The sequence below is a fragment of the Rhizobium sp. 05N49 genome, from assembly GCF_056396805.1.
The window spans coordinates 132624-146566 of the sequence record NZ_JBFTME010000009.1; the positions used below are offsets into that span (position 1 = coordinate 132624).

The 13943-nt window shown below is 59.7% G+C and carries 8 protein-coding genes; all 8 read left to right on the forward strand.

The genetic code is table 11. From position 1 onward, the window contains the following. The first annotated feature begins 12 nt into the window (after window positions 1-12). The 8 genes from AC1DF8_RS19435 to AC1DF8_RS19470 all read left to right on the forward strand — a co-directional run bounded on the left by AC1DF8_RS19435 (window position 13) and on the right by AC1DF8_RS19470 (window position 13937). Entirely contained in the window at window positions 13-2430 is a 2418-nt protein-coding gene (locus AC1DF8_RS19435) for a circularly permuted type 2 ATP-grasp protein (RefSeq protein WP_478154481.1), read from the forward strand. Beyond that, window positions 2427-3314 (forward strand): transglutaminase family protein, encoded by an 888-nt coding sequence (locus AC1DF8_RS19440; RefSeq protein WP_478154482.1) that lies wholly within the window; start codon window positions 2427-2429, stop codon window positions 3312-3314. Before AC1DF8_RS19435 ends, AC1DF8_RS19440 begins: the two co-directional genes overlap by 4 nt. A 117-nt stretch (window positions 3315-3431) precedes the next feature. Then, window positions 3432-4625, forward strand: a complete 1194-nt coding sequence (locus AC1DF8_RS19445) for a vWA domain-containing protein (protein WP_478154630.1) — start codon at window positions 3432-3434, stop codon at window positions 4623-4625. A 279-nt stretch (window positions 4626-4904) separates the two neighbouring features. Next, on the forward strand, window positions 4905-7364 hold the full coding sequence (locus AC1DF8_RS19450) for a glycogen/starch/alpha-glucan phosphorylase (protein WP_112544181.1): 2460 nt from the start codon (window positions 4905-4907) through the stop codon (window positions 7362-7364). Beyond that, complete coding sequence (gene glgB, locus AC1DF8_RS19455) at window positions 7364-9571, forward strand: 1,4-alpha-glucan branching protein GlgB (protein WP_113204547.1); 2208 nt, start codon at window positions 7364-7366, stop codon at window positions 9569-9571. The genes AC1DF8_RS19450 and glgB overlap by 1 nt, the downstream gene beginning before the upstream one ends. 19 nt (window positions 9572-9590) lie before the next feature. Continuing rightward, window positions 9591-10853 (forward strand): glucose-1-phosphate adenylyltransferase, encoded by a 1263-nt coding sequence (gene glgC / locus AC1DF8_RS19460; protein WP_113117262.1) that lies wholly within the window; start codon window positions 9591-9593, stop codon window positions 10851-10853. Window positions 10854-10856: 3 nt separating this feature from the next. Further along, window positions 10857-12299 (forward strand): glycogen synthase GlgA, encoded by a 1443-nt coding sequence (gene glgA / locus AC1DF8_RS19465; protein WP_478154483.1) that lies wholly within the window; start codon window positions 10857-10859, stop codon window positions 12297-12299. Between the two features lie 6 nt (window positions 12300-12305). Continuing rightward, entirely contained in the window at window positions 12306-13937 is a 1632-nt protein-coding gene (locus AC1DF8_RS19470; RefSeq protein ID WP_112968772.1) for an alpha-D-glucose phosphate-specific phosphoglucomutase, read from the forward strand. Window positions 13938-13943 lie beyond the last annotated feature (6 nt).

Consider the following 13943-nt stretch of genomic DNA (forward strand, 5'->3'; position numbering starts at 1 on the left):
AAACTGGGTCTGATGGGCAAGAAGCCTGCATTGGAATTGAGGGACGAAATCGAGGAACGCGCCGGCGCGGATGCGGCCTTCGACTATGCTCCCTTGCCCGGCATCGCCGACGAGATGGTGGACAACAGCGGCGCAATCCGCCCGGTCTGGCAGCGTTTCCTCGCCCATCTGAACCTTATGCCGGAAAAGGATCTGGCCGAGCGTTTCGCCCGCGCCGACCGCTACCTGCGTGATGCAGGCGTCTTCTATCGCGCCTACGGCGCCAAAGGCAGCGGCGAGCGCGCCTGGCCGCTCTCACACATTCCGGTTTTGATCGACGAGCGCGAATGGCAGGCTCTTTCGGCGGGCCTCGTGCAGCGCGCCAATCTCCTCGAAGCGATGGTTGCCGATATCTATGGCGACAACAAGCTCGTCGAAGAAGGCATTCTCCCACCCGCGCTCATCGCCGCCAATCCGGAATTTCAGCGGTCTCTGGTTGGCGCAAAGCCGGCGACCGGGCACTATCTGCATTTCTGCGCCTTCGAAATCGGCCGCGGGCCTGACGGCAACTGGTGGGTGCTCGCTGATCGGACGCAGGCGCCATCCGGCGCGGGCTTCGCGCTTGAAAACCGCGTGGCGACCACGCGATCCTTCTCCGACGTTTATGCCGAAACACCGGTTCACCGCCTCGCTTCCTTCTTCGGCGCCTTCCGCGACGCTCTGCAGACGATGAAACATTCGGGCGACGACCGCATCGCGGTTCTGACGCCCGGCCCGGCCAACGAGACTTATTACGAACACGCCTATATCGCCCGCTACCTCGGCTTCATGCTGCTGGAGGGGGAGGACCTGACTGTCGTCAACGGCCGTGTCATGGTTCGCACCGTCGCCGGCCTGAAGCCGATTGGGGTGCTCTGGCGGCGTCTTGATTCCGCCTATGCCGATCCGCTGGAACTGAACCAGAACTCGCATATCGGCACGCCTGGCCTTGTCGAAGCGTTGCGCGCCGAAACCGTCACGATCGTCAATGCGCTCGGCACCGGTGTTCTGGAAACACGCGCCCTGCTCGCCTTCATGCCCGCCGTCTGTCGCCAGTTGCTGGGCGAGGATCTTCGCCTGCCCTCCATTGCGACATGGTGGTGCGGCCAGAAGGACGAACGCGATCACGTGGCGGCCAACATCGAAAAGATGGTGATCGGCCCAGCCTATTCCCGTGCCCCCTTCTTCGATGATAGTGGCGAATCCGTTCTCGGCTCGTCGCTGCGCGCCACTGCGAAGACTTCGATTGCGGATTGGCTGACGAGCGACGGTGCAAAACTCGTCGGTCAGGAGGTCGTTACCCTCTCGACGACACCAGCTTGGGTCAACGGCAAACTGACGCCGCGGCCGATGTCGTTGCGCGTATTCGCCGCCCGTACCGCCAACGGCTGGCAGATCATGCCCGGTGGCTTTGCCCGTATCGGCGCGGGAGACGATGCCGCCGCGATCGCAATGCAATCCGGCGGTGCTGCGGCCGACGTCTGGATCGTCAGCGACAAGCCGGTCGAGCGCCACACACTCCTGCCCGCCGAAGGCAGCTTCACCCGCAACATGCCGGGCAGCCTGCCGAGCCGTGCGGCCGACAACCTCTTCTGGCTCGGACGCTATATCGAGCGCGCCGAGGGAGCGCTACGCATCCTGCGCGCCTGGCACGGACGCTACGCCGAAGCTGCCGACCCGAGCCAACCGCTGCTTGCAGACGTCACGCAATATCTTGCCGCCGTCGATATCGACACGACCGAACCGGTGCCGGAATCGCTGCTGCGCAATATCGACAGTGCCGTCTATTCGGCGAGCAATATCCGTGACCGCTTCTCGCCGGACGGATGGCTGGCACTGAACGATCTCGCCAAGACCGCCCGCCGCTTCCACTCGACCATCCTGGCAGGCGACGATGCCAGCCATGCGATGACCATCCTGCTGCGCAAGCTCGCGGGCTTTGCCGGTCTCGTGCATGAAAACATGTACCGCTTCACCGGCTGGCGCTTTCTCTCGCTTGGCCGATATATTGAACGCGGCCTGCATATGACACGGCTTCTCGGCCACATGTCCGGCCCGGAAGCACCCGATGGCGCGCTCGACATGCTGCTCGAAATCGGCGACAGCGTCATGACCCATCGCCGGCGCTACAACGTTAATACTGCCCGGCTGACAGTCACCGATCTTCTGGCGCTCGATCCTCTTAATCCGCGCTCGATCCTCTTCCAGATGAACGAGATCCATCGCGAAGTCGAACAGCTTCCGAACGCCTTCATCAACGGCCAGATGTCGCCCTTCTACCGCGAGGCGATGCGGCTGCATTCCGGTCTGGCTGTCATGACCCCGGAGACAATGAACGGTGATGTCTACCACAGGCTCGAACGCGAGTTGGAACATCTCTCCGATCTCTTGGCGCAGACCTACCTCGGATGACGGTCGTGCTCTACGATCTCACCCTGCACATGGGCTACAGCTACGACACGCCGGCATCCGGCGCGCGCCATATCATGCGTCTCATGCCACTCTCGCTGACGAACCGGCAGCGGCTTGTCGCAGGCTCGATCAGCATTTCGCCGCAGCCGGACGAACAGTCGCATTTCGTCGATTTCTTTCAGCATCCGGCAACGTCCTTCCTGCTGCGCTCGCCGCATGAAACGCTCGATATCCGCATGCAGGCCCGCGTCCAGGTCGAAAGCCAGGTCATATCGGCGGATTTCTCGCCGTTGCTGGCCGATCTGCCGGAGGAAGTCTCGGGGATCTGGTCGCTCGATCCTGAATCGCCCCACCATTTCCTTGGCGACAGTCCGCGCCTGACGGAAACCAAGGCGATCAGCGAATACGCAAAGAGCTGTGTCCAGCCATCGCTGACCGTCATGCAGATCGCCTATGCGCTCTGCGCCCGCATCAACAAGGATTTCACCTACGATCCGGAAGCGACGACTGTCGACACGACACCGCTGGAGTCCTTCAAGCTGAAACGCGGCGTCTGCCAGGACTTCACGCATGTCATGATCCTTGCGCTGCGCAGCCTCGGCATTCCCGCCGGTTATGTCTCCGGTTTCCTGCGCACCATCCCGCCGCCGGGCAAGGAGCGGTTGGAGGGCGCTGATGCCATGCATGCCTGGGTCCGCGTCTGGTGCGGTGAGATGGCCGGCTGGATCGAGCTCGATCCCACCAACAATATCCCTGCTGGAACCGACCACATCGTCGTCGCATATGGCCGCGACTATGCCGATGTCGCTCCCGTTATCGGTGTACTCAAGAGCTATGGCAGCCAGCGTTCCGTGCAGGCAGTGGACGTAATTCCGCTCAAATAATCCCGAAACTGGAAAAAACAGCCAGTTGCCGACAATTTTACACACTGGCTTTAGCGGCCATTAAAGTCATCTGGTCCATGAAGAGCCTGATAGGGCTCCTTTGAACCGGTGGACATGATGAACACCCTGCATTCGCTTTTTGATCGCCTGCGGCGCGACCGTGGCGGCAATTTCGGTATCATGACGGCCATCCTGCTGCCTGTGCTTATCGGCACTGCGGGCCTGGCGATCGACTACTCGAATGCGATCCTCTCCAAACGTACGCTGCAGGAAGCCACGGATGCCGGCGCGCTGGCGGCCGCAACCGCGCTTGCCAACGGAACGGCGACCAACGCCGCAGCAGCCGAGACCATAGCAAAGGATTTCGTCAGCGGTCAGATGGCCAATTATCTGGATACCTCGGCCATGGACAGCATCAAGGCCGGAACGAGCGTCAAGGTCGATACCAGCACGACAGCAACCAGCAAGAGCTATAAGGTAACGGTCAACAGCTCCTATGCGATCCCCACCACGCCGTTAATCGGCGTTCTCGGCTACAAGACAATGAATATCGGAGCCTCGAGCTCGACTTCGAGCGGCACCAGCGATACAAAGACTGCCCTCTCGATGGAACTTGTGCTCGACCAATCTGGGTCGATGGGCGACAAAACCTCAACTTGCGCCACCTATGACGGCACGAAATGCAAGACTTACGTCATTAAGATCGATGCATTGAAGAAAGCAGCCAGCGCTCTCTTCACGGCATTGAACACCGCCGATCCCGACCACAACCTCGTGCGGACCGGTGCGTATTCTTATAACAACGGCCTAATCTACAAAGATGCGAAAAAGACCCAGATTAAAAGCATGAGTGGCATGGTTTGGGGCACCGCTACGACCTCGACCTATGTTAACAGCATTACCGCAAGCGGCGGTACAGATGCGGCAGAGCCGATGAGGCAAGCGACTCTTTCAATTTCCAAAGCCTCGGACGGTTCGGATGTAGAGAGTCAAGCGCACGCAACCAAGGACAACAAAATCGTATCCCGCTATATTATCCTGATGACCGATGGCGAAATGACCGGCAACACAGGCGTATGGCAAAAGACATATGACCAAAATGTTCGTGACCAGTGCGACGCTACCAAGCTCGCGGGCATCAAGATTTTTACCGTCGCCTTTATGGCTCCGGACAAAGGCAAGCAACTGCTCCAATATTGTGCTTCGCCGGGCGGCAACTATTACGAAGCCGAAACAATGGAAAATCTGGTAGCTTCCTTTACCAGCATTGCAAAGGAAGCAACCAAAGCTCTTACCCTGCTTACAAACTGACAGCCGCAGTCATAATCTACCGCAGCAAAAAGCCGCTCCGGAACAAACCGGGGCGGCTTTTCGTTTAAACTTTATTCGGCCCATCAAATCGGGAAAACCGATTGAAATCAAGTCCCTTGGGCCTGTCGAATATGAAGGTTCCGCAAATTTTTCGTTTGCCCAATTCCCTTGTTGCAAGTGCGTGATAACGGTGCATAAACTGCCCTGTCGGTGCAAGCGACAAATCGATTGAATCAGGCGTAAGATACTGTAACCAAATCAAAATTGGCGAGACCTGACATGAATACTGTTTCGAAGCCGACCATCCTCTCCCCAGCTCCGCGCAGTTCCCGGCCAGAAATCCTCGCTGAGGAAATTATCGAGCGTCTGACCTACCGCATCGGCAAGGATGCCAAGGTCGCAAAGCCGCATGACTGGCTGACCGCAACCATTCTGGTGGTGCGTGACCGCATCATCGACAAATGGATGGAATCGACCCGCAAGGTCTACGAGACTGGCGCCAAGCGCGTCTATTACATGTCGCTCGAATTCCTGATCGGCCGCCTGATGCGCGATGCCGTGTCCAACCTCAACCTTATGGAAGAGGTTCGCGATGCGCTGGCGTCGCTCGGCGTCGATGTCACCGTCATTGCGGGCCTCGAGCCCGATGCAGCCCTCGGCAATGGCGGTCTCGGCCGTCTCGCCGCCTGTTTCATGGAATCGATGGCCACTGTTGACGTGCCGGCCTATGGCTACGGCATCCGCTACGTTCACGGCCTTTTCCGCCAGCAGATGGCGGACGGCTGGCAGGTAGAGCTCCCCGAAAACTGGCTTGCGCACGGCAATCCCTGGGAATTCGAGCGCCGCGAAAGCGCCTATGAAGTCGGATTCGGCGGATCGATCGAAGTCATTGCCGGTCATGATGAACAGCCACGCTATGTCTGGAAGCCGGCCGAGCGTGTCATCGCAGCCGCCTTCGACACGCCTGTCGTCGGCTGGCGCGGCAAGCGCGTCAATACGCTTCGCCTCTGGTCGGCACAGCCGATCGACCCGATCCTGCTCGACGCTTTCAACGCCGGCGACCACATCGGCGCGCTGCGCGAGAGCAACAAGGCCGAAAGCCTGACCCGTGTGCTCTATCCTGCAGACGCAACGCCTGCCGGTCAGGAACTGCGCCTGCGCCAGGAATATTTCTTCTCGTCGGCCTCGCTGCAGGACATCCTTCGCCGTCACCTGCAACAGTATGACGACTTCACCTCGCTGCCGGACAAGGTCGCGATCCAGCTCAACGATACCCATCCGGCAGTCTCCGTCGCTGAACTGACCCGCCTGCTCTGCGACGTGCACGGCATGGACTTCGATACGGCCTGGGATATCACTCGCCGTACCTTCTCCTACACCAATCACACGCTTCTTCCTGAAGCGCTGGAAAGCTGGCCGGTTCCGCTCTTCGAGCGCTTGCTGCCGCGCCACATGCAGATCATCTACGCGATCAACGCCAAGATCCTGATCGAAGCGCGCAAGGCGCGCAATTTCTCCGATACGGAAATCCGCTCGATCTCGCTGATCGACGAGAACGGTGATCGTCGCGTACGCATGGGCAACCTCGCTTTCGTCGGCTCACACTCGATCAACGGCGTCTCGGCGCTGCACACCGACCTGATGAAGGTCACGGTCTTTGCAGACCTGCACAAACTCTACCCTGACCGCATCAACAACAAGACCAACGGCATTACACCTCGCCGCTGGCTGCAACAGTGCAATCCGGGTCTCACCAATCTGGTGCGCGAAGCGATCGGCGATGAATTCCTCGATGACGCCGAAAAGCTGCGTGCACTCGACAAATTTGCCACGGACCCGAGCTTCCAACAAAAATTCGCCGCCGTGAAGCGCGCCAACAAGGTGGCACTATCCAATCTCGTCGCCAGCCGCATGGGCGTGAAGCTCGATCCGTCTGCCATGTTCGACATCCAGATCAAGCGCATCCACGAATACAAGCGCCAGCTCCTCAATATCGTCGAAGCCGTTGCGCTCTACGATCAGATCCGCTCGCATCCGGAGCTGGACTGGGTGCCGCGTGTAAAACTCTTTGCCGGCAAGGCGGCACCAAGCTATTACAACGCCAAGCTAATCATCAAGCTCATCAACGACGTCGCCCGTACCATCAACAGCGACCCGTCGGTCCGCGGCCTGCTGAAAGTCGTTTTCGTGCCGAACTACAATGTCTCGCTTGCGGAAGTCATGGTCCCGGCCGCCGACCTTTCCGAGCAGATCTCGACGGCCGGCATGGAGGCATCAGGCACCGGCAACATGAAGTTCGGCCTGAATGGCGCGCTGACGATCGGCACGCTCGACGGCGCCAATGTCGAGATGCGCGACAATGTCGGCGAGGACAATATCGTCATCTTCGGCCTGCAGGCCGATGAAGTCGCCAAGATCCGCAGCGAGGGCCACAATCCCCGTGCGATCATCGAAGGTTCGCGTGAGCTGTCGCAGGCGCTGGCCGCCATCAGCTCCGGCGTTTTCTCTCCCGATGACCGCAACCGCTACACCGGCCTCATCGACGGCATCTATTCCCACGACTGGTTTATGGTCGCCGGCGATTTCGATGCCTATGCTGCCGCCCAGCGCGAGGTCGACCAGATCTGGACCAACCAGTCCTCCTGGTACCAGAAGACGATCAACAATACGGCGCGGATGGGCTGGTTCTCGTCCGACCGCACGATCCGGCAATATGCAGACGAGATCTGGAGAGCTTGATGAAGCCGCCGAAAGCTGCCCCTGAAGTGAAGCTTCCCTGGGAAATTTCGGCAGACGAAATCGCGGCAATCTTCAGTGGATCGCATGCCAATCCCTTTGCCGTCCTGGGCGTGCACCAGGCCGGCGACACCTTCATCACCAGGTGCTTCCTTCCAGGCGCTGAAGCTGTCACGGCAATGACGCTGGATGGAACACCGATCGGCGAGCTCCATCAGCTCCATCCCGACGGTGTTTTCGGCGGGCAGATTTCCGTGACAAAACTCCAGCCCGTTCGTTATCGCGCCCGGCGCGCCGACGCCGAATGGGCGGTGACGGACCCATACAGCTTCGGCCCTGTACTCGGGCCGATGGACGATTACTACGCCAGGCAGGGTTCGCATCTCCGGCTCTTCGACAAGATGGGCGCCCATCGCATCAAGCATGAAGGCGGGACCGGCATCCATTTTGCCGTCTGGGCACCGAACGCCCAGCGCGTTTCCGTCGTCGGCGATTTCAACAATTGGGACGGACGACGTCATGTCATGCGCTTCCGTTCCGACAGCGGCATCTGGGAAATCTTTGCTCCCGATGTTCCGCTTGGCGTTCCCTACAAATTCGAAATCCGCGGTCAGGATGGCGTCCTTCTGCCGTTGAAGGCGGACCCCTTCGCCCGCCGCAGCGAACTTCGTCCGAAGACGGCCTCGGTGACGGCTGCCGAACTGGTGCAGGATTGGCAGGACGAGGAGCATCTGAAGCACTGGCGCGAAACCGACAAGCGCCGGCAACCAATCAGTATCTACGAGGTGCACGCAGGCTCCTGGCAGCGCCGGCAGGACGGCTCCATGCTGTCCTGGGACGAACTTGCCTCGAGCCTCATCCCCTATTGTGTCGACATGGGCTTTACCCATATCGAATTCCTGCCGATCACCGAACACCCCTACGACCCCTCCTGGGGCTACCAGACGACCGGCCTATACGCGCCGACCGCCCGCTTCGGCGAGCCGGAAGGTTTTGCCCGTTTCGTCAACGGCTGTCACAAGGTTGGCATCGGCGTCATTCTCGATTGGGTGCCCGCACATTTCCCGACCGACGAACATGGTCTGGGCTGGTTCGACGGTACCGCTCTTTACGAACACGCCGATCCGCGAAAGGGCTTTCATCCGGACTGGAACACGGCGATCTACAATTTCGGGCGCACCGAAGTCGTCTCCTACCTCGTCAACAATGCGCTCTACTGGGCCGAGAAATTCCATCTCGACGGCCTGCGCGTCGATGCGGTCGCTTCGATGCTCTACCTCGACTATTCGCGCAAGCACGGCGAATGGATTCCGAACGAGTATGGCGGCAACGAAAACCTGGAAGCCGTCCGCTTCCTGCAGAATCTCAATACCCGCATCTACGGCGAGCATCCCGGTGTCATGACCATCGCGGAGGAATCAACGTCCTGGCCGAAGGTGTCCCAGCCGGTCCACGAAGGCGGCCTCGGCTTCGGCTTCAAATGGAACATGGGCTTCATGCACGATACGCTGAGCTACATGAGCCGCGATCCCATCCATCGCAGGCATCACCATAATGAGCTGACCTTCGGCCTGCTCTATGCCTATTCGGAGAATTTCGTCCTGCCGCTGTCACATGACGAAGTCGTGCACGGCAAGGGTTCGCTGATCGCCAAGATGCCCGGCGACGACTGGCAGAAATTCGCAAATCTGCGCGCCTATTATGCCTTCATGTGGGGTTATCCCGGCAAGAAGCTGCTCTTCATGGGGCAGGAATTCGCTCAATGGGCCGAATGGAGCGAAAACAAATCGCTCGACTGGAACCTGCTGCAATACCGCATGCACGAAGGCATGCGTCGCCTGGTGCGCGACCTCAACTTCACCTACCGCAGCAAGGCAGCACTACACGCCCGCGACTGTGAGGGCGACGGCTTCGAATGGCTGATTGCGGACGATTACGAGAACTCTGTCTTTGCCTGGCTGCGCAAGGCGCCCGGCCAGAAGCCTGTCGTCGTCATCAGCAACCTTACACCTGTCTATCGCGAGAACTATTCGATCCGGCTGCCTTCGCCGGGACGCTGGCGGGAAATCCTCAATACCGATGCCGACATCTATGGGGGCAGCGGAAAAGGCAATGGCGGGCGCGTGCAGGCCGTCGATGCCGGCGGCGAGATAAGCTGCTCGATAACCCTGCCGCCGCTGGCGACGATCATGCTTGAACCTGAGAATTAGTGACTGGTGGGAGGAGAAAATGGTAGAAAAACGCATTCAGCCACTTGCCCGCGATGCAATGGCCTATGTTCTGGCCGGCGGTAGGGGAAGTCGCCTCAAGGAACTGACGGACCGGCGTGCCAAGCCAGCCGTCTATTTCGGCGGCAAGGCGCGCATCATCGACTTCGCATTGTCCAATGCCTTGAATTCCGGCATCCGCCGTATCGGCGTCGCCACGCAGTACAAGGCGCATTCGCTGATCCGCCATATGCAGCGCGGCTGGAACTTCTTCCGTCCGGAACGAAATGAAAGCTTCGATATCCTGCCAGCCTCCCAGCGCGTCTCCGAAACGCAATGGTATGAAGGCACCGCCGACGCCGTCTATCAGAACATCGATATCATCGAGGATTACGGCGTCGAATACATGGTCATCCTCGCCGGCGACCATGTCTACAAGATGGACTACGAATACATGCTCCAGCAGCATGTCGATTCCGGCGCTGATGTAACGATCGGCTGCCTGGAAGTACCGCGCATGGAAGCAGTCGGTTTCGGCGTCATGCATGTCAACGAGAAGGACGAGATCTTCGCCTTCATCGAAAAGCCGGCCAACCCGCCCGGCATTCCCGACAAGCCGGATTTCGCGCTGGCCTCGATGGGCATCTACGTCTTCCGCACGAAGTTCCTGCTCGATCTGTTGCGCCGCGATGCGGCCGACCCGACCTCGAGCCGAGACTTCGGCAAGGACATTATCCCTTACATCGTCAAGAACGGTAAGGCCGTTGCCCATCGCTTCGCCAAGTCCTGCGTGCGTTCGGATTTCGAGCACGAGCCCTACTGGCGCGACGTAGGGACGATCGACGCCTATTGGCAGGCCAATATCGACCTGACGGCCATCGTCCCCGCTCTCGATATCTATGACAAGTCCTGGCCGATCTGGACCTATGCCGAGATCACTCCACCGGCGAAATTCGTCCATGACGACGAAGACCGCCGCGGTTCGGCAACTTCCTCCGTCGTCGCCGGCGACTGCATCATCTCAGGCGCAAGCCTCAACCGGAGCCTTCTCTTCACCGGTGTCAGGGCCAATTCCTTCTCCAAGCTGGACGGAGCGGTCATTCTGCCCAATGTGAAGATCGGGCGGCGCGCGCAGCTCAAGAACGTTGTGATCGACCACGGTGTCGTCATCCCGGAAGGTCTTGTCGTTGGCGAGGACCCAGAACTCGACGCACGGCGCTTCAGACTGACGGAAAGCGGCATTTGCCTGATCACGCAACCGATGATCGACAAGCTGGATATCTGACTTATGAAAGTTCTTTCGGTCTCGTCCGAAGTCTTCCCTTTGATCAAGACAGGGGGCCTTGCCGATGTGGCAGGCGCCCTGCCCATAGCCCTCAAATCCTTCGGCGTTGAAACCAAGACCCTCATGCCCGGCTATCCCAGCGTCATGAAGATGCTGCAGAATCCGGTCGTCCGCCTGGAGCTTCCGGATCTGCTCGGCCAGCCGGCAAGAATATTGGAGGTGGAGCATCAGGGTCTCGATATCCTCGTGCTTGACGCTCCAGCCTATTACGACCGCCCCGGCGGTCCCTATCTCGATACGACAGGCAAGGATCATCCGGACAACTGGCGCCGTTTTGCCGCCCTGTCGCTGGCAGGCTCCGAGATCGCCGCAGGCCTGCTGCCGGGCTGGCGGCCTGATCTCGTGCATGCCCATGACTGGCAGGCCGCGCTGGTGCCAGTCTATATGCGCTATTACCCGACGCCCGAGCTGCCGAGCATCCTGACGATCCACAATGTTGCCTTCCAGGGTCAATTTGGCGCCGACATCTTCCCCGGCCTGCGTCTGCCGCCCCATGCCTTTGCCACCGAAAGTATAGAATACTATGGCACCGTCGGCTTCCTGAAGGGTGGCCTGCAGACTGCCACGGCCCTCACCACGGTCAGCCCCTCCTATGCCGATGAAATCCTGACCTCTGAATTCGGCATGGGGTTGGAAGGTGTCATCGCCAGCCGCCGCGACGTGTTGCACGGTATTGTCAACGGCATCGACGCCGACATCTGGAATCCGGCGACCGATCCGGTCGTCCACACGCATTACGGCCCGACGACGCTGAAAAATCGGCTCGAAAACCGCAGGTCGATCGAAGAATTCTTTCATCTCGACCATGACGATGCGCCGATCTTCTGCGTCATCAGCCGCCTGACCTGGCAAAAGGGCATGGATCTTGTCGCAAGCACTGCCGACAGGATCGTCGCACTCGGCGGCAAGCTCGTGGTGCTGGGATCCGGCGAGGCAGCCCTCGAAGGCGCGCTGCTGGCCGCCGCCCATCGTAATCCCGGCCGTATCGGCGTTTCCATCGGCTACAACGAGCCGATGTCGCACCTCATGCAGGCTGGCTGCGACGCGATCATCATACCCTCGCGCTTCGAACCTTGCGGTCTCACCCAGCTCTATGGACTGCGTTACGGCTGCGTGCCGATCGTGGCGCGCACCGGCGGTCTCAACGACACGGTCATCGACGCCAACCATGCCGCACTTGCGGCAAAGGTGGCGACAGGCATACAATTCGCACCCGTAAACGAAGAAAGCATGCTACAGGCACTGCGCCGCGCCATGCACCTTTACGCGGATCAAAAAGTCTGGACCCAATTGCAAAAGCAAGGCATGAAGTCGGATGTCTCTTGGGAGAAGAGCGCCGAACGTTATGTTGCCCTGTATTCAAGCCTCGTCTCGAAAGGCATGTGAGCTAAAATGATCAAGTCCGTTCCCTCCACGCCCTATCAGGACCAGAAACCCGGCACCTCGGGTCTGCGCAAGAAGGTTCCCGTCTTCCAGCAGCCGAACTATGCGGAGAACTTCATCCAGTCGATCTTCGATTCACTGGAAGGCTATCAGGGCAAGTGCCTGGTCATCGGCGGCGACGGACGCTACTACAATCGCGAAGTCATCCAGAAGGCGATCAAGATGGCCGCCGCCAATGGCTTCGGCAAGGTCATGGTGGGCAAGGGCGGCATACTTTCGACACCGGCAGCCTCTCACATCATCCGCAAGTACAAGGCTTTCGGCGGCATCATTCTCTCGGCCAGCCATAATCCTGGTGGCCCGACCGAAGACTTCGGCATCAAATACAACGTCAACAATGGCGGCCCGGCGCCGGAAAAGATCACCGACGCGATCTTTGCCCGCTCCAAGGTGATCGACAGCTACAAGATTGCCGATTTCGCCGACGTCAACATCGATCGCATCGGCAAGGAAGAGCTGCCGGGTGGCACGATCCTCTCGGTTATCGACCCGGTCGAAGACTATGCCGCGCTGATGGAAGAACTCTTCGATTTCGGCGCGATCCGTAATCTCATCAGCCTTGGCTTCCGCATCGCCTTCGATGCCATGAGCGCCGTGACTGGCCCCTATGCCAAGGAGATCTTCGAGAACCGTCTCGGCTCTCCCTCGGGCTCCGTTCGCAATTTCATGCCACTCCCGGATTTTGGCGGCCATCATCCGGATCCGAACCTCGTTCATGCCAAGGAGCTCTACGACGAGATGATGGGTGAGGATGCGCCCGATTTCGGCGCCGCATCCGACGGCGACGGCGACCGCAACCTCATTATCGGACGCGGCATTTTCGTAACCCCGTCCGACAGTCTTGCGATCCTTGCTGCGAATGCCAATCTGGCGCCCGGCTATTCCGGCGGCCTCGCCGGTATCGCACGCTCCATGCCGACATCGGGCGCGGCCGACCGCGTGGCTGAAAAGCGCGGCATCGGCATTTACGAGACCCCGACCGGCTGGAAATTCTTCGGCAACCTGCTCGACGCCGGCATGGCGACGATCTGCGGCGAAGAAAGCGCCGGCACCGGTTCGAACCATGTCCGCGAGAAGGACGGTCTCTGGGCCGTCCTGCTATGGCTGAACGTTCTGGCCGTACGCGGTGAAAGCGTGCAGGACATCGTGACCCAGCATTGGCAGACTTACGGCCGCAATTACTATTCCCGTCATGACTATGAAGGTGTCGACAGCGATGCCGCAAACGGCCTGGTGGACAACCTGCGCGCCCAGCTTTCTACGCTGCCCGGGAAGACCTTCGGCGATCTGACCGTCGAAAAAGCAGATGATTTCGCCTATCACGATCCGGTCGACAAATCGGTCAGCGAACATCAGGGTATCCGCGTCCTGTTTGCGGGCGGCTCCCGCGTGGTCTTCCGCCTTTCCGGCACCGGCACGTCTGGCGCAACCCTTCGCGTCTATATCGAGCGCTATGAGCCGGATTCGACTCGCCATAATATCGAAACGCAGGAAGCGCTCGCGGATCTGATCGCGGCCGCCGAAAGCATCGCAAACATTCGTGAGCGCACGGGACGCAACGAGCCGACCGTGATCACCTGATCCCGG